The following is a 21,875-nucleotide window of genomic DNA, read 5'->3' as shown; positions in this document are numbered from 1 at the left end:
GTCATTTTAAAGGAAGAACTGTTTTACACTGGAAAGGTGGAAATTATATTAAGACATTTTGCTAACAGGTGATATTTTTCAAGTGATTGCCAACTGTCAGTGAGTGAGTTTCATGTACAGTTATCTACATCCACTGCTAGTAAAGTAAAATAGCTGACGGATATAGTATAAGGGCTACCATTCAACCGTATTTATAATGCTTTTCATCGAGTCGTGTCAAAGCATGTGGACCTTGCTGTTCAGAAGTCAGCAGATCGATACATAAAAGCACTGCAGGGAACACTTTTTAATACATGAGATGTTTCAATATTATCTATAGATATCTGTAAGAAATAAAAATAAATAGATAAGTTTAGAGCATGTTATTATCATTTGTTTAAAACATGCTCTTTGTATTTAAAGTAACATCAGCATTACTGACACGTACAAGTTATCAACAATCTTTATGTTGAAAGAATCTTAGTGTACGAATGTTGGTTTAGTAATCTCACAATTTAAGACCTGTCATTGGATGAGTGCGAGGCGTTCAATCGATTTTGAATAAAATTGATAGTATCAGCGGCAATTTTTTTACGTTTAAGAACGATTCCGGCATGCCCACATGTATAAATATATCGTGTAGGTTTTTCCCAAGCTTCCCATAAGTAGTCTGTATCCTCAGAGTGCACATATAAATCCTGTTTACCTGAAATTAATAAAATATTTTCTTTTTTTACTTTTGGTAATGCTTGACTCGGTTCAGTGATTTTCCAATAATCTATTAAATCATCATACGTTACACCATGATGTTCCAAGTCTTCTCTAATAAATTTACCTGGAGTTGTATTCCAAATAGAATAAGAAAGTCGATTTGCATAGAAAATGGATGCTAACACATCAATTTCTTCTTCAACAAGAGAGGTTAAGTTAGTAATAAATCCACCTAAACTAATTCCTATTAGAATCAGGGGACCATTTTTATTTGCTTTAATCCATTTAATCAAAGCTCGTAAATCAGCTACCGCTTGTCTAGTTGCTTGTACTGTTCGTTCAATATTTGCACTTACCATATACTCTCCACTGAAAAAGGATTGATCGGGTTTTCTTTCAAAATGATAGGGTAGAGTGAAATAATACATATTCCACTTCAGGCTGGTCATATGATCGTGGAATATTCTTTTCACACGTTCGTTAGAATCCATTCTTCATTTTTATGTAAGAATAATTCCCCAGTTACAGAGTCGTTGCGTGAATCACCGGATTGAACTGAGCTTTTATATTTGAATTGCCCAGCCATGTATTCCTTTTCCTGTTTTGAATGCTTAATGTCAAAATGAATATAGGATGGTTTTACTTTATAAAAAGATTCTATGTCCTTTATATTTAATGAAGTGTTAGAAAGGGAAGTATACTGAAACGCTACACTTCTTTTTTTGTGTAAATCATATAAAGCGTACCGATCAATGAGTTTTGAAAAAATCAAATTAACCTCCTCCAAAATACATATTGTTTAAAACATGGACAAAATTTATGGTGTAAATTAATTATAAAATATTCTCTTTTCCTAATAGTAGGTGATAAATTTGTATATCATATTATAAAGCTTGCAATAAAATAAAACTATAAATAAATTATACTAAAATCTAAAAAGCAAGTTAATATTCTTATTCATATAAGAGAATATTAACTTGCTTATTTTCGTATTAAAAGATGCACCTTTTAAAGTGACGTGATTTGTATGAGATACAGTAACTATATTAAAATCCCTATTATAGATATCCAAATAGGTTTCTCTATATTTATTGTATAGAAATTACACAGTAAATATTTTTTGTGCTACATACATTAAATTAATCTTAACCTTTTATATAAATTTATTAAACGGAATAACTCCTTACCAATATTCAAAAACGGCTGCGTTTTTGAATTTGTGTTCTAGCTTTTCTGGAACAAGTAAATAACTACACATAAACTCCTTATATCTCTAGTTAAACTACCGACTAGCTCCATATAAACTCTAGATAACCTATATAGAATACAAGTTATCAAGGAGGTAAGAAAAAATGAATTTTATGAAACGAGCAATTCTCAGTATGAAAAAAAGGATAGGAACATCATTAATTTTGATGGCAGTTTTTCTGATTGTTACAAATTTGGTTCTTTCAGGTTTCACAATCCAAAATGCATCAAAAAAAGCAGCGGATGCTGCAAGAAAAAAACTTGGTGCAGATGTTACTTTAGGTCTTGATTTCGACAAATTAGGTCAAAAAGCTAAGGAAGCTGGAGAAATGCCAAATCCGCCGCAGCTCGATACAAAAGAAACAGATCAATTAGCAAAGTCCAAGTATGTAAAAGACTATAATTACATAGCTAACACATTCGGTATTTCTGATGGACTTAAACTAGTAGGAGCTTCAGAAGGAGAAGAAGAAGGTAAAGGTAAAGTGGGAATGGCGGCTGTGCGAGGCGGTTCAAGCTCTGGTACAGAAATAGATATGAATGCTTCTTTTATGATTGAGGGAGTTCGCAAGACTGCATTACAAGAAAGCTTTAAAAACGGAAAAAGTAAAATCATTGATGGAAAACCAATTACAGAGCAAATGAAGGATCAGAATGTAGCTTTAATGGAAAAACGATTAGCGGAATTAAACAATTTGAAAGTAGGAGACAAAGTTAAAGTACAATCAGGGGATAAGAAGGAAACCCTTGAGGTTGAAATTATCGGTATTTACGAAACCAATGAGCAAGCAATGAGTCAACAGGCTCCTCCTATAATGGATCCGGCTAATAAACTATATATGCCACATTCAACTATGAAAAAATTAGAAGTGGATCAAGGTATAAGTAGTGTTCAAGTCGTGTATTTCTTGAATGACCCACAATATATTGATGCATTTAAAAAAGAAGCAAAAAAATCTAATATTGATTTTAATTATTATAAATTAGATGCGCATGATTCATTGTACAAGCAAATGATTGGTCCTATCGAAAATATCTCTTCGACTTCTCAAATGATTATTTATATTGTATCGATTGCAGGTGCGATTATTTTAGGATTAATCATTATGCTATCAATTAAAGGACGTCGTAAAGAAATGGGAATTCTATTGTCCATTGGAGAGAAAAAGTGGAAACTGATGGCACAGTTCGTAGTAGAAGTAGTATGTGTCGCTATTTTAGCATTTGGATTATCCATAACAACAGGAGCTAAAGTTTCTCAATATATCGGGGATAATTTACTTTCGAATGAAATAGCTACTGCAAGCGAAGAAACAGATACCTCACAACATGGTACTGTAATGATGGCTGGATCTGGTGGTACTCTACAAAATCAAAAAGAAGATCCGATTGATAAAATTGATGTAAGTGTAACAGGAGAAGATGTAGGGAAAATGGGTGGAATTGGACTAGCTATTGCTATAATAGCAACGCTTCTTCCAGCATTATCTATTCTACGTTTAAACCCAAAACAAATTCTTTTAAAAGATGAATGAGGAGGATCGATATGGAGACGATTTTACAGTTTAAAAATTTGGATTATTATTATGAAAGTAATGGAAAAAATGTAGCGATACTAGATAATGTTAACTTTTCTTTTCAAAAAGGACATTTCTACACGATTTTAGGACCATCTGGATCTGGTAAAACTACAACTCTAAGCTTAGGTTGTGGACTAGATGTCCCTAAAAATGGTTATGTACTGTATAATGGCAAAGATATTAGAAAAATCGGTTTGGATCGATACCGTAATCAAAATGTATCTGTAATTTTCCAATCTTATAACTTAATTACCTATATGACCGCTCTTCAAAACGTCTTAACAGCAATGGAAATTACAGGTGTTAAAGTGCAAAATAAAACAGCAAGAGCATTAGAATTATTAGAGAGGGTAGGACTCTCAGAAGCTGAAGCGAAACGAAACGTCCTGCAACTAAGCGGTGGACAACAACAGCGTGTAGCAATTGCTCGAGCACTATCGTGTAATGTTGATTTACTAATTGCAGATGAGCCGACAGGAAACCTCGACGAGGAAACCGCAATGGATATAATAGAACTGTTTCAAGAACTTGCACATAAAGAGAATAAATGCATTATTGTTGTGACGCACTCACAGGAGGTTGCTAAAAAATCAGATCGTGCAGTGTATTTAAGTAAGAAGAAGTTGGTCGTAAATGAAATCTAATATAAACATCATAACTGTTCAATTCACATAATTTTCAAAATCTATCTCTTTCAAAAGCTTATATTTGATTTATAATAAAATCAAGCCATAACCAAAATGGTCTCCCTGTACTGAATGTTAAAATAGTTTGTTGTTCCCGTTTTAATAATATTTGAAAAAGAACTTGTAGGATATTCTACAAGTTCTTTTTATTATAATTAGTTATCTATATCATGGGATAATCACACATAAAAAAACGAGACATTACCTAGATATATAATCTAAATACTGTCCCGTTTAACTGTGTATCTGTATAGTTATTGCAGAATTAAACCTACAATCATAATTAAACAAAATACTATTATCCAACCAAACGCACAATAGCCAAAAATTCTAATCCATTTAGGTAATTGATTCATGTTAATTTTATTTGAGGGAACTCCCTGCATAGAAAACATCATTTTTTGATCTCTATCTCTATTATTTTGTTGTTCATACATAATATCATCACCTTTCCAGAACTATTGTATTTATAGTATATCAGCCCAAAGAAAATTATGTACAGAATAAGAGGGGATAGCATATATATTATGTGGTGAATTTTATAAATAAATGCATTTAATTGCCATGTTTCTAAGCGTTAATCCGTTATAAATACTGAAAAAGAGCCCTACATAAATAGGATTCTTTTTCTTTAAATATTAACTTGCTGGATATGCATCAGAACCAAGGTAACGTTCTTTTATTATTTGAAGATGATGAAGCTCATGACCAGCAATGATGTATGCTAATGCACGAACTGTAACTTCAGAATTGTTCGCATTTCCTCTTTGAGACCAAGCTTCTTTATCTAAGCTTCTAAGTAAATACAGGGTAGATTGGCGAACAACTATTAAATTTCCAAGAAGATCTTGCATAGATTGCTTATCAAAAGCAGCTCTAAGAACATACATATCATCATTATAGCCTGGAAGTTCTGCTGTCTCGCCTCGAGCGATAGATAGCAATCGATACGCCATAATCCTTTCTGTATCTGCTATATGACCGATTACTTCTTTTATACTCCATTTAGTAGGAGCATACCGGAAAAGTCCCTCACTATCAGAAATTCCCTTTAATAAAAGATTTGTTTCCTTCATTTGTTGTTCTAGAATATGTATGATATTTCCGTCTGATACTAAGTTGGTATACGTTGCATAATAGGAGTTATATTCACTTATCTTTGGTCTTATTTGCATACGAATCATCCTTTATGTTTTATGTTTAATCTTTACATATAGCTTATCATAAAAGAATTCCAAATTAATCTGAAAAATGGAGGCAAATATGCATTTTTCATCCTCCTTTTCAGTTTCATAGATGAAATGCATGTCAAATAAGAGAATCTAATTTGCTGCTAAGCGGAATTTCGTTTTTTGCTGTTATAGTAGAAGGTAAATATTTAAGTTGACTTATGACAATCGCCATTTAAAAAGCAGCATATGTCATTAAATGAAAAACCTGTTAATAAGTTTATATTTACTACAAAAAAACAAACAAACTCGTCCTATTTAAAGGAGAGTTTGTTTGTTTTTTTATGTTTAGATAATGGAATACTCATGCGAAATTGCACACTATGTTCCATATTTTTTATTGAATACTTTATATCTAGCGTCTCAAGAATTTGTTTAACAATATATAGCCCCAAACCACTTCCTCCAGTATTTCGATTTCTTGATTTTTCAATTCGATAAAATGGTTTGAAAATTTGTTGTAAATCTTCATCTTTAATATTGACACCTGTATTTATAATTTGCATTTCGATTTGACTTTGTTTAGAATCCTCACTTAATTTTATATAGACTCTTTCATTATGTGGGGAATACATAACCGCATTATGGATAATATTTTTACATGCTTTTTCTAAAAGAGCACAATCTGTATAAATAGAAAGGTCAAAATCAATTTCTTTTATTATTTCGATGCTTTTTTGAGAAGCAAAAAATTCGAGATCTTTTGTAATTGTACCTATTAATTTTGAAAGATTAACTTCCTCTACTTTTAGTTTGAAGGTGTGTTGTTCTAATTTCGATACACTTAAAATTTCACGAACTAATTGTTCCATACTTTCAATAATTTGATGATTTTTCTTTAAATATTGATCGCGATTTTGATAAGGGCCAATATTGTATATCATCCCTTCTAAGTATCCTTTCATTACAGTGAGAGGGGACTTTAATTCATGTGCTACAATCGCAAAAAACTCTCTGCGTTTTGTTTCTATTTCTCTTTCTTTTTCAATATCATTTTTTAATTGTTCATTTGCTTTTTTTAAATCAAACATAGCTTGTTGTAAGTTAATAGACATGTCATTCAAACTATTAGACAATTCTCCTAACTCATCTGTAGAGCGAACCTCAATTTTTTCGGAGAAATCTAAATTTGCCATCTTTTGTGCACCTTCATTAATATAAATAAGTGGCTTTGTAATAAACCTGGAATAAAAATAAGCACTCCCTATACCAATTACGAGTACAATGATACTAATATAGGGGAGAAAGCGTACTAAAACCTGTGAAGCTTCATCAATCGGTTGAAATGTAGCAAACACTACAAGCGTTAAACTACCATCTTGAAATTGAATTGGTTTCGTAACGTTATATGAATTGCTAAGGGTACCTACATTCTCGAACCGTGTTGCTCTAGTAACTACTGTTGTTTGCGAACCACTTTGAGTAAAAGAAAATGAAGGAGAGTATTTAATTATTCCCTCATTATTTTGAAGATAAAGCATCGCATTATTTTTTTTTGCATATTCATCAAAAAGTGGTTTCGCATCTTGAAACGTAAGATCTTTAGACTTATCAATGATTTCTTTTATTCCTGTTTGAAGTTGATCTGTTTTGTATTGCTCATAAAATGTAGGGAGAAAGAAGTATAAAGTTAAATAAATCAATACTGCAAAGGATAACAAAATGAGAGATGTAGTCATAAAGAGTTTATAAGTAATTTGCTTCATTTTCATGAGTTTCACAATACTATTCATCAATTTTATAACCAATACCCTTTATTGTTTTAATATAAGGGATAGCTAATTTTTTACGTAGATTTTTAATATGTGTATCAATTATTCGTGTTTCTCCAAAATAATCGTACCCCCAAACCTTCTCTACGATATTTTCTCTTGTAAGTACTTTTCTCTCATTTTGAAATAGTAGTTGTAGAATTTCAAACTCTTTTGTCGTTAATATAATTTCAACGTCATTTACATACACTCTATATGCATCCACATCGATACGAACTTCTTTAAATATCAAATGATTATTTACATTTTTATCATAACTTCTTCTAAGTACAGCTTCGACTCGTCTAATCAAAACATGAAATGAAAAGGGTTTTGTTATATAATCATCGATCCCAAGATCGAATCCTTTCATTTGATCTTCCTCTTCTTCCAACGCAGTTAGCATAATAATTGGTACGTTTGACTGACTTCGGATCATTTTAGAAACTTCAAATCCATTAAGATTAGGCATCATGACATCTAGAAGAATTAAATCAAATGATTGCTTATTAAATTGTGTCATACCCTCTAGTCCATCTGAAGCGACTACCACTGTATACTGCTGTGTCATTAAAAATTGTTTAATTAATTCCTGAATTTCTTGATCGTCCTCTACCACGAGAATATGATAGTTTTTCATAATATCACCTCTGGTAGTCATTATAGCCGTACTATCTGGAGTTTATGTGGAGATACAGTAGTAAACTTCATAGGACGTTTACTACCAAAAAGTAATATTAGCTATATTACTTTTTTATGGAGAAATAATTGCTTTAAAAAACTTATCGTATGAATTGATGTACGATTAATATTTACGAAAAACTAATGTATAATAATGCGAATTGTATGTATTTTCTTAAAATTTACGAAAATATACTTTTGCTTCTTTACCAAAAGAGGAAAAGGAATTTCAATATAGAAGAAGCTACTGTAATACTAGAGTGTGTGCCAAGAACTTTGGATTTCTCTCATCTAGTTTCTATTTAATCGTTAATCACTACATAACAATGTTCTGGCTAAACCAAAAGTTTAAAGGTACAAACTTGGAGAGATTTATATAATGTAAGAAAGGTTGTGAAATTATTTGATGGGTTATAAAGCGATGCTGTTTGATTTAGATGATACATTACTTGATAGGGATAAAGCAGTAGAAGCATTATTTTTAATTGTTTTAGAAAAGTGTTATGAAAATGTAGATGGTGTGACTAAAAGCAACATGTTACAGAAATTCAAAGAATACGATAAAAGAAAATATGGCATAAGTAATAAAACGACAGTTCTAGAATCGTTGTTTGATGAATTCCCGCCGAAGTATAGATTGCCACGCAATTACATCCAAGATTTTTGGAATAATAATTTCCCTAGATGTTTTTCAATAGACCAAAATACTATTCATTTCTTAAATCAAATAAAGAAGCACTTTAAAGTTGGAATTATAACAAATGGCTCAACTCAGAGGCAAAAAGCTAAAATATTTAACACGAATTTAAATAGGTATTTTGAAACAATCATTATTTCTGAAGAAGTGGGATTTAGTAAACCTGATAAACGTATATTCGAACTAGCATTAAATAAGCTAAATTTACAGCCGGAAAATACTTTATTTGTTGGTGATGACTTAGAAAAGGATATTGCTGGTCCTCAAAATGTAAATATAAAAGGTGTGTGGTTTAACCCTCAGAAAATCAAAAATACTACCAAAATACAACCATATGCCGAGATTAACACTTTGGATAGTTTGTTAAGTTATGTTACTCCGCAATATTTTTATAACAAGTAAAAGTAATTCTATATATATTCAAAAATATAAAAAAAGAGAAACTATCATTAATTTCATTGACCGTATTAGTAATAAAAAATAGATATTTACAATAAAAAATAGATGCGATTTTAATAGCTGAGGCTAATTTAATCTATGATTAATACGAAGTTTTGTAAAACAATTTTACTCATACTGTGTAAATTATAAAGGGGTGGGACTATGGAAATAAAGAAATTAGTAATCGATGGAATCAATATTGCGGTCATTAGAAACGATAAGGTATTAATATCGGATGTTCAGTCTGCATTAGATACTATGGCAACAGTTCAATATGAGGTAGATGCGAAACATATTATTATCCATAAATCTTTAATAAGTGAAGATTTCTTTAATCTAAAAACACGGCTTGCGGGGGATATCCTTCAAAAGTTTATAAACTACAAGGTAAAGATTGCTATTGTTGGGGATTTCTCTATGTATACTAGTAAAAGCTTAAAGGATTTTATTTATGAATGTAATAAAGGGAATGACATTTTTTACTTAGCAACTGAACAACAAGCAATTGAAAAACTAAGTACATTAAAGTAATAATTATATCCTGCTAAATTCCCCCATTTCACTTAGTTCATAATTATATACGATATAGAAGAACTGATGTTTGTGGTAAACTAAGAGATGAATAAAGGGGGAGTTTTTTTGAACAATTTTAATAATATAATCCAAAATTTAAATAATATAGTTTACAAACCTAACAATTTAATGATTACGAATCTAAAAGAAGAAAAGCAAAACGCAGAATATGCAGGATGTTTATTCCACTTAAATAACAAAACCATTCGTTTTAGAAAATCAAAAGTTACTCCTAATAAAATTGGGCAATTTGTTTCTTTTTGGGAGAAAGATGAAAATATGCGAAATAGAGCTTTCTCTTATGAAGCTGCTCCTGATTTATTAGTAATCACTTGTATTGCTGATAATAAACAAGGGCAATTTATTTTTCCTAAAGAGATTCTTCTTAAAGAAAAAATATTGAGAACACCAAGTCAAACAGGGAAAATGGCAATGAGAATTTATCCTGTTTGGGATACCACTGTTAGCAATCAAGCTAAAAAGAGCCAAATGTGGCAACTTCAGTATTTTGTTGATTTAAGCGATCATAATAATCTACCTATAGACAAACTATTAAATTTCTATTCGTAGCTTCTTATCTTAAGTGATCTTGTCGGTTAGACTTTTTGTACCGGTACAGTTAAACGAAATGTACATTGTTTCAGTACCCCATCAAATTTACAATCAACATATACTATTTTAACTTATACATTTTAAGGGGTGCTGACTATGACAAGTCTACAACATAAGCTTTTTACAAGATTGAATCTTGCAAAGCGTACTGAAGTGAAGTTTGAAGAATTAAATACAATTCTCTTTGCATTTGCACACACTATACCATTTGAGAATTTAGATGTTATAGCGGGTAATGCAAAAGTAATTTCTAAAGAAAACTTACAAGAGAAAATCTTAATGAACTCTCGTGGTGGCCTATGTTATGAATTAAACACCCTTTTTTACTATTTCTTAAAAGACTGTGGCTATGATGTACAACTGGCATTAGGTACGGTTTATAAAAATGATATAAAAGCATGGGCACTTGAGGATGGCCATATAACAATTATTTTAACTTATGATAATGTACAGTATTTAATTGATGTAGGTATAGCTTCGTTAGTACCTCTTGTTCCTGTACCTTTTACTGGCGAGTCTGTTTCTTCAAAAAATGGTTCGTACCGGGTGAGACGAAAAGATACGAGTAAAGGAAATTATGTTTTAGAAAGAAAAGATGCTGCTGGAGAATGGAAAGTTTGTCATGCTTTTTATAAACATATTATTGATGAGATAGTAGTAAATGATGTTCAAAGAAGAGTGATAGAAGATGAGAAGTCTATTTTTAATAAGGGACCAATTGCAGTAAAGTTGACGAACTCTGGCCATATTTCATTAACGAATACAAGTTTAACCGAAATTATTCATGGGGAAAAAAATAAGCGTGAAATTACAGAAGATCAATATAAAGAGTTTTTATATACTTTATTTGCTATTAAGTTATGAATAATAAAGATAGCCGGTTCTTATTCAGAAGCGGCTATCTTTATTATTTTTGGTGTAAATGGTTTTCTTCTAATATGTTTCGGAAACTGCGGTATAGTTAATGTTTTTAATGTTTCCTCAGCTTCTTCATATGTATGAAAAATTGGTTCTTTTCCATCATCCCCTTGTAAAACTAGCCCTTCATCTCGGATTACATATGGCATAAAACCACCCTATCTATTAAAGAATTATGTTCTTTTGCGGCAGAACAACACGATTTAAAGTTTGATTTTCTTAATACATATAATACACTAGAACAGTACGAAAAAGTATGTACAATGAATTTTGAATGTAAAGGAAGATTATTATGTCAGTTATTGATAAATTGAAACTTAATAAGTATACAAATATGGTCGTTATTAACGAACCAAGTGATTATGACATTTTTACAGGTAAAGAAAATGCATTCTCAAAAGAACACGATGCTATCTTTATATTTGTAGAAACGCTTGATGAAATGGTGAAACAAACGAATTTTATTATTAGTAATGAAGAATTACTAATTGAAAAAGGTTACGTATTCTTCGCATATCCGAAAAAAGGTAATGCTCGTTATAGTACGTTTATTCACCGTGATGAGATGTTTCCGGCATTAAACGTTGGAGAAGATGGTTATGTGGGAGAAAGCGATATTAAATTTGCACGAATGGTAAGTATGGATGAAGTCTTTACTGTTGTAGGTTTAAAACGTGAAAAGAAAAAAACAACGAAAACATCTGCTATGAGTCAATGTGTTGCCGATTATGCAGATCAAATTAAAGATGTTGAAGCATTATTAACAAATCACCCAAATGAACTTAAGTTTTATCAAAGTTTAACGCCTGGATATCAGAAAGATTGGGCACGTAATCTTTTTTCTGTAAAACAAGAAAAAACACGTGAAAAACGTCTAGAGAAAATGATAGAAATCCTTTCACAAGGCTATAAAACAATTGAGTTATTCCGTAAGAAGAAAAAATGATGATTAAGAAATTCACAATGCTGCAACAATTAATTGTGATGAGTACATTGAAAAAAGTATTCCTTCCATTATACTAAGGAATGTTCTTATATTTATATAATTAGCAAAAGAGAAAAGGTGTTTGAAATGAAATCGTATATTGTAGTTGGATCTGGAATTTTAGGAGCGTCTACTGCTTATCATCTTGCTAAGGCAGGTGCGAATGTTACTATCGTGGATCGCCAACAATTAGGGCAAGCAACTGATGCAGGAGCAGGTATTGTATGTCCATGGCTATCACAGCGTCGTAATAAAGCATGGTATAAAATTGTTAAAGGCGGTGCACGTTACTATTCTTCGTTAATTCAGCAATTAGAAGAAGACGGTGAAACGGACACAGGATATAATCGTGTGGGTGCAATTAGTTTACATACTGACGAGAAAAAGTTAGATCAAATGGAAGAGCGAGCTTATAAACGACGTGAAGATGCCCCAGAGATTGGTGAAATCACTCGCTTATCAGCTGAAGAAACAAAAAAATTATTCCCAGCATTATCAGACGAATATAGTTCTGTTCATATTAGTGGTGCTGCACGAGTGAATGGAAGATTATTACGCAATGCATTAATAAGTGCTGCGAAAAAACATGGTGCAACTTTTATAAAAGGCGATGCCATATTGGTCCGTGAAGGAAATCATATTACTGGAGTTACAGTAAACGATGAAACAATTTTAGCGGAAAAGGTTATTGTAACTGCAGGCGCATGGGCGAATGAAATCTTGAACCCATTAGGAATTAATTTCTTAGTTACATTCCAAAAAGGACAAATTGTTCATCTGCAAATTGAAAATACAGCAACAGAAAATATGCCAGTTGTTATGCCACCAAACGATCAATATATTTTAACGTTTGACAATGGTCATGTCGTAATTGGTGCAACACATGAGAATGATACTGGTTTCGATCATCGTGTAACAGCAGGTGGTTTACATGAAGTATTCCATAAGGCATTAGCAGTTGCACCTGGCTTAGAAAATGCTACAATGCTTGAAACGAGAGTTGGATTCAGACCATTCACACCAGGATTCTTACCTGTTATCGGACCGCTACCTAACTTTGAAGGAATTTTCGTTGCGAATGGATTAGGAGCTTCGGGTTTAACAGCTGGTCCATACTTAGGAGCGGAACTTGCTAAATTAGCGCTCGGACAACCGATTGAATTAGATTTAAATGATTATGACGTTGCTGGCGCAATTGAATAATATAGGGTACTGCTAACATTTAGGAAAAACCATGCTAAACAAATTCGACAGAGAATAAGCAGTTTTTCCTCTGTTAAGAGTAAGCCTGTTTATGAAAAATAAAATTCTTTAAAAATAGAGAGCCAACATTATAAACCTGCATTAATAATGTAGAATTGTGATGTCGGCTCTTTATTCATATTGATTTAAAACTTATTTTCGAGAGGAGGTTAAGTAATGAGAGCACCATATCAAGTATTGATATTTCCTTATATAAAAACTGACGATTCTATTCAATATGCTATTTTTAACCGAAGTGATTATGGTTATTGGCAAGGAATAGCTGGTGGCGGAGAAGACGGTGAGATTCCTATTGAATCAGCAAAACGGGAAGCGTTTGAAGAGGCTGGTATTACAAGAGAATGTCCATATATACAATTAGATTCTGTGTCTTCACTACCAGTAGAGGATGTAGTTGGAGGATTCCTTTGGGGAGAAGAGATTTATGTAATAAAAGAATTTTCTTTTGGAGTTAAAGTCCCTACAAAAAACATATCATTATCTAAAGAACACTTCCATTATAAATGGTTATGCTTTGAGGAAGCAGTAACGCTTTTGAAATGGGATAGTAACAAAACAGCATTGTGGGAATTAAACAAAAGATTATTAAAACAATAAAAGTGTTAGCTAACAAAGATAGTAGTGGAACAAGAATTGAACCATTAACAAACCTTTGCTACACTTCTAAACAATGTTTTAGATTATAAAATAGAGTAATATAGATTTTGTATAGGTAATTTACTAAGAGAACTTGTACTAAGAAAAGCCCTATACAGTTGACTCTGAAAAAATGAAAATAGTTAGAAATATTTTTATATCGTACGGTTTTTGGCTATGAATAACGGAATAAATATTAAGTATTCAACAGTTTAAATAAAACGAGTTAGCTTTTTATTTTAAGAAGAAAGATGACTCGTTTTATGCTAAAATTCGCTTAGTGTATATTTTCGTTAAAATGTGGGTGGGCCCCCTTTTAGCAAAACCGGAGTGGGAATGATGAGTATAAATAGTTTTGTGGGATTGATAAAGGATGAATTATTAAAAGAGGTAAGTATAAGAAGTGAGGATGAATTCGAGCCTGTAGTAGTTAAAGATATTCCTAGACTTTGGAAGTGTTTAGGAACAGGTAATTATGCCGCAGTATTCATGCACAAAGAATACAAAGATTGGGTAGTGAAAGTTTACGTGCGAGAAGGAGAAGGAATTGAAAAAGAGTCAGAAGTATACCGAAGAATTGGAGATCATCCTTCTTATTCAAAGCTTATATATAAAGGAGAAAATTTCATAGTATTGAAACGTTTAAAAGAAATTACCTTATACGATGCTATTCATAAGGGGATTAAAATTCCTAAGCAAGTAATACTTGATATTAATGAGGCTTTAGAGTATGCGAGGGAACAAGGGTTAACTCCTTGTGATGTTCACGGGAAAAATGTGATGATGGAAAAAGGAAGGGGATATGTAGTCGATGTATCTGATTTCTTAAAAACAAAAGAAGATAGTAAGTGGAGAGACCTAGAAAAGGCATATTTCACCTTTTATTTTCCTTTCATTTATAAATTGCCTCTCCCCGTTAAAATACCGTATTTTATGTTAAACATTGTTAGACGTTCGTACAGAAAATATAAGAAACTTAAAAAGAAATTCAAATTGTAAAAGGACCACATACTTATCTTTAAGTAGATAAGTGTACCAATAGTAAACAAAAGTACCGTACATTTTAGATATGTCTAATATGTACGGTACTAATTTTATAATTTCATGTAGTATCCAGTTGAACAAATGGTTATCCCGCTACATCGCCATAAACTTAAGAAATGCATTGTTCCTAAAAATGATTTGAATTCACATAAATAACTTTAGAAAAATTTAAAATTTTGTTTAGGGGCTACTTCAAGACCTTAGCTTGCTGGGCATGTGGTGCTATCCCAAAATATAAAAAGATTAGGAGTGAATCCTAATCTTTTTATTTATACATATTTTTGTTAGTTATATCACTATCAATTCCAAAACGGGATATTTTGAATAAATGAAACCGTCAAAATAAGTGTTGATACGGAACCAGCAGTTACTAAAGTTACTATTTTTCGTCCATTCTGTTCTTTTGAAGGTTTTATAAGTTCTGTAATTAACACAATCCATATTATGATAGAGATTATTGAAATAATATTTATAGACATATGTAACACATCCCTTCTTATTTTCACATAAATATTTCTTCTTTTATAAAATAAAAGCAATTTAACAAGAAAATATGTAACGCATTACAAATCAATATTTTCCTGTTAAACCACCTTTTTTAAATAGAAATACGACTGATAAAACGATAACAACAGCCTTCAAACTTCCCCAATATGGATAAATAGCATGATCTGTTAGACTAGCATATTGAAAAATATTCTCTAAACCGAAAATCCCTATAATGATCGCTAAAAGAAAAGCGGCTTTTCCAATAGTCGTATTACGATAGAGGGTAAATAAATAGACTGCGAAAATTATTGGTAAGATGATTTGTAGTACGATTATCATAGTTCGTCCCCCAGAGTATTTATAATTATATTATATACAAAATTGTAATAAAAAGGAATGCGACTTATTCGATACTAACAGAACTACTCTAATCATATTCTTCTATAAAAAAGAAGAAAAAGGGGTGTACAGTTAATTGACAAAAGTTAAAGTTAGTTTACGACCCATTGTTCATAATATAAATTTACCAACCGTATTGAAAACAACGATACTTCCAGGTGAATCGACCGAAAGACTATTTATCGCAACCCAATTAGGAGAGATTTTTTACATAGGGGACGGCGTTATAAAGACATTTTTAGATATTCGTCAACAAATTATTAAATTAGGTACATTTGAAGAAGGTGTTTCTAGTAGCGGTTATGATGAACGCGGATTGCTAGGACTTGCGTTCCATCCAAAATTTTATCAAAATGGGTTATTTTATCTTCATTATTCAGTAGCCGGAACTCAAGGGCTAGGTGCACTTTCTGAACAATTTAAACCGAATCCTTGTGACCCTAAAACGTTAAATTTAAAGTGGGTTAATAGAAATACGCAATATGATCACATTGATACTGTGGAAGAATGGAATTTACAATCTAATGGTCAAGCTCAAAAGCGACGAACATTACTGAATGTAAGAAGACCATTTTTTAATCATAACGGAGTCAATAGTTTAAACTTTTCACCTGAGACTGGAAAACTTGTTTTTACAAATGGAGATGGCGGATCAGGTTATGATCCATTTAATTTAAGCCAAGATGATTTAGAAATAGCAGGTAAAATAATTGAAATCGATGTAAGTAAAAATACATTTATAAATAACCCTCCTGTAGTTACACGCTTCGATGAACTTCCTTTATCTATACAAGAAACACTTACAGTAATTGCAAAAGGAGTACGTAATATAACTGGCATTTCATTTCAAAGGTTTTATAATCAATATATCAAATACACCGGAAATGTCGGACAGGATATTGTAGAGTCTATTTTTTCATTTATTCAATATAAACCTATACCGGTTACAGAACTTGTTCAAATGCATTTTATGAGGCTAACTCCCACTCAAGATGGGTTTATCAATTTTGGATGGCGAGGATGGGAAGGGGATTTACCTACTTCTTTTATACGACATTGTTCTGAGAATCAGACTTTGGATGAGAGAACAATGGCTTATTATGATGAAACGATACAAACTTCAGTGAAGCGTATTCTGCCTCTACTTAGTTATTTTCATAAAGATTCCAGACCCGATAAATTTGGAGGAACTTCACTTACAGGAGTTCAGCCGTATATGGGAACTGCAATCCCGAATTTAACAAGTAGCGTCGTATTTACTGACCTTGCCCAGAAAGAAGAATCACAGTCTCCAGTTAAGGGGGTTTTAGCCTATACTAGAGCAGGTACAGACGGTAAACATGCTGAGTTTCATGCTATTGAAACCAATTATGATTTTGGTACGCAAGAAGCTTATTATATGAGTTTAGGAACAAATTTGAATCAAACTAGATTATATTTAGGAGTTTACGGTTCTATGAAAGTAACTGATTTTAACAAAGGTACCATTTTCGAAATTGTTCCTTGATGCGATATACACTCGCAGTTTAATAATCCAGGGAATTCATTTTGTTTCAAAACGCACAATTTATCCCCCTAAAAGTCTTTTATTGTCTAGTAATTCATAACAAGTAGAAAGCAGCTCATAAACCACTAGTGTATGAATAATATAGAAAGTAATGAATGAGGTATCTTTAGGGGGTATTTTAATGAATTGGTTTGTACGTTATTGGTATCAATTGATGATAGAACATGATACGAACTTTGTTCATAAAAGAAAATTGTCCCTTGCGAATAAGTTAGTACTTACAGCTTTAATGAGTGCATTGGCCACCATGTTTCAAGCAGCAGGAAACTTAGTTCCTGGTATAGGTTTACTCATTAGTCCATTTTCGACATTGCCAATTTTTTTTGCTATTTTCTATTCTATTCGTGAGGGAATACTTTCTTATATTCTTACTATTTTTCTATTATTTATTATTGAGCCAAGTGAACTAATTGTCTTTCCTTTTACTACAGGCTTATTAGGTCTAGCCTTAGGACTAGCCTTTTTAAAATTCAAGAGGAGAATTTGGATTGTTTCCTTTTCAGCGACTTGTCTACTTATAGGGATTATGATCGTTCTCGATATTTTCCGTTTTCCGGTACTTGGTCCTACTGTTCATACAACTATGGACATAAAAATTATTTTATCAATATTTATACTGAGCTTTCTATACTGCTGGATTTATGCAGGTTTTTGCAGAATAATGATGAATAGATTATGTAAAGTGTTGTATTGACAATGGCATAATGAAGATTGGAGAATGCATTCATGACTAACGTTGCAGTTAGAAGACCGAATTTGAATGATGTAGATGAACTATATTTATTTTTCCGTATCGTTATTACGAATACATACAAAAATGAAGGATTGTCACAATTATTGGATGATATAGAAAATGAAATTAACTCAAAAAAGCAGTATTTGAAAAGTGATTTTGAAAGTAACGGAGAAAGTCGTTACTTTTTATTAGCGATTGATACAAGTAATGATAAAATCATTGGAACAATCGAAACCGGTCCAGCAAGTACATTGATTACTAGTTGTACAGGTGGTGTACTTAAAAATTTGTATGAAATAGGAACTGTATTCATACTTCCGGAGTATCAAAGAAAGGGAATAGGGAGTTTATTACTACATACAATGTTTCTTACATTACTTAGCAGAGGGATAACAGAATATTGTTTAGATAGTGGATATAAAAATGCGCAAAGTATATGGATGAAAAAGTTCGGAAAACCTAGCTATGTATTGAAAGATTACTGGGGAGAATCCAGTGATCATATGATTTGGAAGAAAAGTTTACATGATACACCTATAATATTTGAATTATAAAATGAAATATGCCCCTGAACATAGCTTTTCTTACTTATGTATGCTATTATTTATCTTTATAATAAAAGAGGACGTGAATGAACTTGATTAAAATTAGTATCCCTGAAGTTGATGTTACAATTACTGAACGTAAACAAGTTATTAAAGGAGACGAGCCAATCATTACTCCAATTAATGGATTTATCGATTTCCACTTGTTCCCTAGAGATAAAGGTGGCATTTTTATGTTTTACAATATTAATGACGAACTACTTTTCGTAGGTAAAGCTCGTAAAATTAGACAACGTATTAAGAAGCATTTTGAAGATAATGTTTCACCAATTAAAAATCACCGTGATGAAGTATACCGCATTGATGCATGTATCGTAGAAGATCCAACAGAAAGAGAAATTTACGAAACATATATCATTAATGAATACAAAGCGAAATATAACGTTGATAAAGTATTCTACAAATAATCAACATTAATAAAAAACAATCCTAGCTAATATGCCAGGATTGTTTTTTATTTAGATTTATTCTTCATATCTTTCTCCTTTTTTTAAATGATTAGCCACAATAAAACAGAATATCCCTATAAATATAAGTACAATACCAAGCGTTTTATGTTTTCCCTCAAAGAAAGGAATATCTGAAATAACATTTGTCATACATAGTCCTAAAAATACAAGGATAGGGCCCATCCAAAGTAATACATTACCGAATTTTGTGTGCTTCCACATAATAACCCTCCTTAATTCTCTTTACATATATATCCATAAATTAAAAGTAAATTCATAGAGAAATATAGTTTTTTTCATATCAAAAATTTAACCCTCATATATTGGTACAAGCAAAAGAGAAAGGAGACCATCATGAATTGGTTAGAAGCTTTCATATTAGGTATAATTCAAGGTTTAACAGAATTTTTACCAATCAGTAGTACCGGACATCTTTATTTAGGAAGACATTTATTTCAATTAGATGAAGCAGGCTTATTTTTAGATACGATGTTGCATATTGGGACTTTACTTGCAGTGTTTATTTATTACAAAAAAGAATTTATATATTTAATTAAAAACCCATTTTCAAAGCTCATGTTATTACTTATCGTTGGGACAATACCCGCAGTTGTAATTGGTTTATTGTTTAAAGACTTCTTTGAAGATATTTCAAAAACAGGAATCACAATCGGTTGGGAGTTTTTAGTGACCGGATTCTTTCTCTACATGGCAGATAAACAAAAGAATGGTCGTAAAAAAATGGATGACATAACATATAAAGACGCATTAATTATCGGTTCATTTCAAGCGGCTGCTATTTTTCCAGCCATTTCCCGTTCTGGAATGACAATTGTCGCTGCATTATGGAGAAAATTAGACCGTGAAACAGCTGCTTACTTTTCTTTTTTACTTTCGACACCAGCAATCGCCGGAGCTATCATTTTGCAATTTGTAGACGTTTTTCAAGGGAAAGCAGAATCTATTTCTAGTACATCTTTAATTGTCGGAACATTATCAGCATCGTTTTTTGGATACATAGCCGTTTCATGGATGATTCAATATTTAAAACGCCACTCCTTAAAAGTATTCGCGTATTACGTATGGGGATTAGGTATTTTAATTTTAACGTTGCAATTTACTGATGTATTTTAAGTATAATGAAAAAGAAGTTAATTAGTTTAAGATCCTGTTTCATTCATACAAGGCAGGATCTCTTTTTATTAAGGGGGAAAACATGTTTAATAAGGCTATCGTTATTGGTGGAAGTATGGCAGGAAAGTTTGCAGCAAAAGCATTATCAACTTCTTTTAAAGAAGTAATCATTTTAGAAGTCGGTGAAAAATGGGATGGAAAAGCTTCAAGAAAAAGAGTTCCACAAAGTAATCATCCTCACGTGTTATTAAAAGGTGGAGAAAAAGCAATTGAAGAATTGTTTCCTACTATTACGCATGAATTAATAGAAGCGGGCAGTATTATAAACAACTTTACACGTGATTTGAAATGGCATCAATTCGGTCTATGGAAACAACCGTTCATAGGGGAAGTACATATGATTCAACAAAGTCGTCCTTTGCTAGAATGGCATATTCAAAAACGAATACATCAAATTTCAAATATTACTATTAAATATGAAACATTGGTTAAAGGGTTATTGATAGATGAAAAGCTTAACAAAGTGTGTGGAGTAAAAGTTAAATATTTAGAGACTGATACACAAGAAGAAGTCCATGCAGATCTTGTTGTTGATGCGAGTGGATTTGGCTCAAAAAGTATAGAGTGGTTACGAGAATACGGAATTGAAGTACAAGAAGAGAAAGTTCGTATTGATTTATTTTACGCAACGAAAATGTTCAAACTTAAAGAAAATGAGGAGTTAGACTGTTGTAATATGTTAATGTCTCCGAGTTTCCCTGATAACCCTTATGGCGTTCTTATTCAAACGATAGAAGATAATCGTTATTTTGTTACTTTCAGTGGATACGCAAACGAGAAAGCACCACAAACAGATGATGAGTTTTATGATTTTGCTGAAAACCTATCAATTTCTAATGTTACAGATTTCCTAAACAAGGCTGAGGGAATTACTGATATAAAGACATACAAAATTCCTTATCAAGTACGCCGGCGATTTGATTTAGTGAATAATGTACCAGAAGGATTATTAGTTGTTGGAGATGCGCAATGTCGTTTTGATCCCGTTTTCGGCCAAGGTGTATCAGTTGCTGCTATGGAGGCTCACCAATTGCAATTACTTCTGCAAGGTAGAAAACAACTTGATAAAACATTTACACAACAATTTTATAAAAAGGCAGCTAATATAATAGAAACCCCATGGGATATGACAACAACGGAAATATCACGTCACCCGCAGTTAAAGAGAGAATTAACTACAAAACAAAAATTTCAGCTATGGTATACGAAACAAATATATCGACTATCCGCAAGTAATTCTGATGTTTATATTCGGTTAGTACGAGTGATGAATTTGATTCGTAGTCCATTTCATCTTTTTCATCCGAAAGTGCTACTATCTGTATTGCTTAATCGAAAGAAATAGCAGGAATATAATTGATTAAAAAAGAATGTATAACAGTTAGTAAATCATGAAGGAGAA

At 31.8% G+C, this 21,875-nt stretch carries 24 protein-coding genes and 1 pseudogene; 16 read left to right on the top strand and 9 right to left on the bottom strand.

Translation table 11 applies throughout. The features are described from left to right. Positions 1-494: 494 nt before the first annotated feature. Positions 495-1,462 (bottom strand): annotated as a pseudogene (locus tag AC241_RS13640) (alpha/beta hydrolase family protein). A 580-nt stretch (positions 1,463-2,042) separates the two neighbouring features. On the opposite strand from AC241_RS13640, the gene AC241_RS13635 reads away from it, so the two are divergent. Then, positions 2,043-3,473: an ABC transporter permease gene (locus AC241_RS13635; protein ID WP_048564755.1), complete on the top strand. Its 1,431-nt coding sequence runs from the start codon at positions 2,043-2,045 to the stop codon at positions 3,471-3,473. An 11-nt stretch (positions 3,474-3,484) separates the two neighbouring features. Beyond that, positions 3,485-4,162, top strand: coding sequence for an ABC transporter ATP-binding protein (locus AC241_RS13630; RefSeq protein WP_000447852.1), 678 nt, complete (start codon positions 3,485-3,487; stop codon positions 4,160-4,162). Positions 4,163-4,458: 296 nt separating this feature from the next. Here AC241_RS13630 and AC241_RS13625 read toward each other — a convergent pair whose 3' ends face one another. The 4 genes from AC241_RS13625 to AC241_RS13610 all read right to left on the bottom strand — a co-directional run bounded on the left by AC241_RS13625 (position 4,459) and on the right by AC241_RS13610 (position 7,824). Further along, entirely contained in the window at positions 4,459-4,641 is a 183-nt protein-coding gene (locus AC241_RS13625; protein ID WP_029442500.1) for a hypothetical protein, read from the bottom strand. A gap of 201 nt (positions 4,642-4,842) precedes the next feature. Then, complete coding sequence (locus AC241_RS13620) at positions 4,843-5,379, bottom strand: DinB family protein (protein ID WP_029442499.1); 537 nt, start codon at positions 5,377-5,379, stop codon at positions 4,843-4,845. Positions 5,380-5,687: 308 nt separating this feature from the next. Then, the gene (locus AC241_RS13615) at positions 5,688-7,166 is read right to left on the bottom strand and encodes a sensor histidine kinase (RefSeq protein ID WP_050843854.1); all 1,479 of its coding nucleotides are present in this window, start codon (positions 7,164-7,166) and stop codon (positions 5,688-5,690) included. Next, entirely contained in the window at positions 7,159-7,824 is a 666-nt protein-coding gene (locus tag AC241_RS13610; protein WP_000800739.1) for a response regulator transcription factor, read from the bottom strand. Before AC241_RS13610 ends, AC241_RS13615 begins: the two co-directional genes overlap by 8 nt. 447 nt (positions 7,825-8,271) lie before the next feature. On the opposite strand from AC241_RS13610, the gene AC241_RS13605 reads away from it, so the two are divergent. The 4 genes from AC241_RS13605 to AC241_RS13590 all read left to right on the top strand — a co-directional run bounded on the left by AC241_RS13605 (position 8,272) and on the right by AC241_RS13590 (position 11,052). Further along, a complete protein-coding gene (locus AC241_RS13605) occupies positions 8,272-8,964 on the top strand; it encodes an HAD family hydrolase (protein ID WP_050843852.1) in 693 nt (230 codons plus the stop codon). 201 nt (positions 8,965-9,165) lie between these two features. Beyond that, positions 9,166-9,534: a DUF4180 domain-containing protein gene (locus tag AC241_RS13600; protein ID WP_029442497.1), complete on the top strand. Its 369-nt coding sequence runs from the start codon at positions 9,166-9,168 to the stop codon at positions 9,532-9,534. Positions 9,535-9,642: 108 nt separating this feature from the next. Then, the gene (locus AC241_RS13595; RefSeq protein WP_029442496.1) at positions 9,643-10,146 is read left to right on the top strand and encodes a MepB family protein; all 504 of its coding nucleotides are present in this window, start codon (positions 9,643-9,645) and stop codon (positions 10,144-10,146) included. Between the two features lie 138 nt (positions 10,147-10,284). After that, a complete protein-coding gene (locus AC241_RS13590; RefSeq protein WP_050843850.1) occupies positions 10,285-11,052 on the top strand; it encodes an arylamine N-acetyltransferase family protein in 768 nt (255 codons plus the stop codon). A gap of 20 nt (positions 11,053-11,072) precedes the next feature. Here AC241_RS13590 and AC241_RS13585 read toward each other — a convergent pair whose 3' ends face one another. Beyond that, complete coding sequence (locus AC241_RS13585; RefSeq protein WP_001147158.1) at positions 11,073-11,255, bottom strand: hypothetical protein; 183 nt, start codon at positions 11,253-11,255, stop codon at positions 11,073-11,075. A 143-nt stretch (positions 11,256-11,398) separates the two neighbouring features. On the opposite strand from AC241_RS13585, the gene AC241_RS13580 reads away from it, so the two are divergent. From AC241_RS13580 to AC241_RS13565, 4 genes are all read left to right on the top strand, one after another. Further along, on the top strand, positions 11,399-12,052 hold the full coding sequence (locus AC241_RS13580) for a YdeI/OmpD-associated family protein (protein WP_029442494.1): 654 nt from the start codon (positions 11,399-11,401) through the stop codon (positions 12,050-12,052). A 126-nt stretch (positions 12,053-12,178) separates the two neighbouring features. Then, positions 12,179-13,294, top strand: a complete 1,116-nt coding sequence (locus tag AC241_RS13575) for an NAD(P)/FAD-dependent oxidoreductase (protein WP_016081365.1) — start codon at positions 12,179-12,181, stop codon at positions 13,292-13,294. 216 nt (positions 13,295-13,510) lie between these two features. Further along, positions 13,511-13,951 carry an NUDIX hydrolase gene (locus tag AC241_RS13570; protein ID WP_048564750.1) on the top strand — a complete coding sequence of 147 codons (441 nt, stop codon included), beginning with the start codon at positions 13,511-13,513 and terminating at the stop codon, positions 13,949-13,951. A 378-nt stretch (positions 13,952-14,329) separates the two neighbouring features. Then, positions 14,330-14,989, top strand: a complete 660-nt coding sequence (locus tag AC241_RS13565; RefSeq protein WP_016081367.1) for a protein kinase family protein — start codon at positions 14,330-14,332, stop codon at positions 14,987-14,989. A gap of 344 nt (positions 14,990-15,333) precedes the next feature. Here the strand turns inward: AC241_RS13565 and AC241_RS13560 are convergent, their stop codons facing one another. Together AC241_RS13560 and AC241_RS13555 are read right to left on the bottom strand one after the other, a co-directional pair. Further along, a complete protein-coding gene (locus AC241_RS13560; protein WP_000026312.1) occupies positions 15,334-15,513 on the bottom strand; it encodes a hypothetical protein in 180 nt (59 codons plus the stop codon). Positions 15,514-15,604: 91 nt separating this feature from the next. Then, positions 15,605-15,862, bottom strand: a complete 258-nt coding sequence (locus tag AC241_RS13555; protein ID WP_016081368.1) for a hypothetical protein — start codon at positions 15,860-15,862, stop codon at positions 15,605-15,607. Positions 15,863-15,998: 136 nt separating this feature from the next. On the opposite strand from AC241_RS13555, the gene AC241_RS13550 reads away from it, so the two are divergent. From AC241_RS13550 to AC241_RS13535, 4 genes are all read left to right on the top strand, one after another. Beyond that, entirely contained in the window at positions 15,999-17,429 is a 1,431-nt protein-coding gene (locus AC241_RS13550; protein ID WP_029442492.1) for a PQQ-dependent sugar dehydrogenase, read from the top strand. A gap of 181 nt (positions 17,430-17,610) precedes the next feature. Beyond that, positions 17,611-18,183 carry a hypothetical protein gene (locus AC241_RS13545; RefSeq protein ID WP_043938419.1) on the top strand — a complete coding sequence of 191 codons (573 nt, stop codon included), beginning with the start codon at positions 17,611-17,613 and terminating at the stop codon, positions 18,181-18,183. A 32-nt stretch (positions 18,184-18,215) separates the two neighbouring features. Beyond that, positions 18,216-18,779: a GNAT family N-acetyltransferase gene (locus AC241_RS13540; RefSeq protein WP_016081371.1), complete on the top strand. Its 564-nt coding sequence runs from the start codon at positions 18,216-18,218 to the stop codon at positions 18,777-18,779. Positions 18,780-18,856: 77 nt separating this feature from the next. Then, positions 18,857-19,237 carry a nucleotide excision repair endonuclease gene (locus AC241_RS13535; RefSeq protein ID WP_001048947.1) on the top strand — a complete coding sequence of 127 codons (381 nt, stop codon included), beginning with the start codon at positions 18,857-18,859 and terminating at the stop codon, positions 19,235-19,237. Between the two features lie 57 nt (positions 19,238-19,294). Here AC241_RS13535 and AC241_RS13530 read toward each other — a convergent pair whose 3' ends face one another. Next, positions 19,295-19,501: a hypothetical protein gene (locus tag AC241_RS13530; RefSeq protein ID WP_000265470.1), complete on the bottom strand. Its 207-nt coding sequence runs from the start codon at positions 19,499-19,501 to the stop codon at positions 19,295-19,297. A gap of 132 nt (positions 19,502-19,633) precedes the next feature. Here AC241_RS13530 and AC241_RS13525 point away from each other — a divergent pair, with 132 nt between their 5' ends. Beyond that, entirely contained in the window at positions 19,634-20,413 is a 780-nt protein-coding gene (locus AC241_RS13525; protein ID WP_016081372.1) for an undecaprenyl-diphosphate phosphatase, read from the top strand. 82 nt (positions 20,414-20,495) lie between these two features. Further along, complete coding sequence (locus tag AC241_RS13520; protein ID WP_050843848.1) at positions 20,496-21,818, top strand: FAD-dependent oxidoreductase; 1,323 nt, start codon at positions 20,496-20,498, stop codon at positions 21,816-21,818. The last annotated feature ends 57 nt before the right edge of the window (positions 21,819-21,875 follow it).

The sequence above is a fragment of the Bacillus thuringiensis genome (genome assembly GCF_001182785.1).
GTDB lineage: Bacteria > Bacillota > Bacilli > Bacillales > Bacillaceae_G > Bacillus_A > Bacillus_A thuringiensis_S.
Note: the sequence above shows the minus strand (reverse complement) of the source record. Positions and strands in the feature narration are given on the sequence as shown.

Bases quoted from the DNA above. Each gene is read 5' to 3' on its own strand.
- AC241_RS13570 (WP_048564750.1), top strand. From the start codon at position 13,511: ATGAGAGCACCATATCAAGTATTGATATTTCCTTATATAAAAACTGAC.
- AC241_RS13635 (WP_048564755.1), top strand. From the start codon at position 2,043: ATGAATTTTATGAAACGAGCAATTCTCAGTATGAAAAAAAGGATAGGA.
- AC241_RS13620 (WP_029442499.1), bottom strand. From the start codon at position 5,379: ATGCAAATAAGACCAAAGATAAGTGAATATAACTCCTATTATGCAACG.
- AC241_RS13545 (WP_043938419.1), top strand. From the start codon at position 17,611: ATGAATTGGTTTGTACGTTATTGGTATCAATTGATGATAGAACATGAT.
- AC241_RS13610 (WP_000800739.1), bottom strand. From the start codon at position 7,824: ATGAAAAACTATCATATTCTCGTGGTAGAGGACGATCAAGAAATTCAG.
- AC241_RS13560 (WP_000026312.1), bottom strand. From the start codon at position 15,513: ATGTCTATAAATATTATTTCAATAATCTCTATCATAATATGGATTGTG.
- AC241_RS13535 (WP_001048947.1), top strand. From the start codon at position 18,857: ATGAACTTGATTAAAATTAGTATCCCTGAAGTTGATGTTACAATTACT.
- AC241_RS13615 (WP_050843854.1), bottom strand. From the start codon at position 7,166: ATGAATAGTATTGTGAAACTCATGAAAATGAAGCAAATTACTTATAAA.
- AC241_RS13625 (WP_029442500.1), bottom strand. From the start codon at position 4,641: ATGTATGAACAACAAAATAATAGAGATAGAGATCAAAAAATGATGTTT.
- AC241_RS13565 (WP_016081367.1), top strand. From the start codon at position 14,330: ATGAGTATAAATAGTTTTGTGGGATTGATAAAGGATGAATTATTAAAA.
- AC241_RS13540 (WP_016081371.1), top strand. From the start codon at position 18,216: ATGACTAACGTTGCAGTTAGAAGACCGAATTTGAATGATGTAGATGAA.
- AC241_RS13530 (WP_000265470.1), bottom strand. From the start codon at position 19,501: ATGTGGAAGCACACAAAATTCGGTAATGTATTACTTTGGATGGGCCCT.
- AC241_RS13630 (WP_000447852.1), top strand. From the start codon at position 3,485: ATGGAGACGATTTTACAGTTTAAAAATTTGGATTATTATTATGAAAGT.
- AC241_RS13580 (WP_029442494.1), top strand. From the start codon at position 11,399: ATGTCAGTTATTGATAAATTGAAACTTAATAAGTATACAAATATGGTC.
- AC241_RS13590 (WP_050843850.1), top strand. From the start codon at position 10,285: ATGACAAGTCTACAACATAAGCTTTTTACAAGATTGAATCTTGCAAAG.
- AC241_RS13575 (WP_016081365.1), top strand. From the start codon at position 12,179: ATGAAATCGTATATTGTAGTTGGATCTGGAATTTTAGGAGCGTCTACT.
- AC241_RS13525 (WP_016081372.1), top strand. From the start codon at position 19,634: ATGAATTGGTTAGAAGCTTTCATATTAGGTATAATTCAAGGTTTAACA.
- AC241_RS13520 (WP_050843848.1), top strand. From the start codon at position 20,496: ATGTTTAATAAGGCTATCGTTATTGGTGGAAGTATGGCAGGAAAGTTT.
- AC241_RS13555 (WP_016081368.1), bottom strand. From the start codon at position 15,862: ATGATAATCGTACTACAAATCATCTTACCAATAATTTTCGCAGTCTAT.
- AC241_RS13605 (WP_050843852.1), top strand. From the start codon at position 8,272: ATGGGTTATAAAGCGATGCTGTTTGATTTAGATGATACATTACTTGAT.
- AC241_RS13600 (WP_029442497.1), top strand. From the start codon at position 9,166: ATGGAAATAAAGAAATTAGTAATCGATGGAATCAATATTGCGGTCATT.
- AC241_RS13585 (WP_001147158.1), bottom strand. From the start codon at position 11,255: ATGCCATATGTAATCCGAGATGAAGGGCTAGTTTTACAAGGGGATGAT.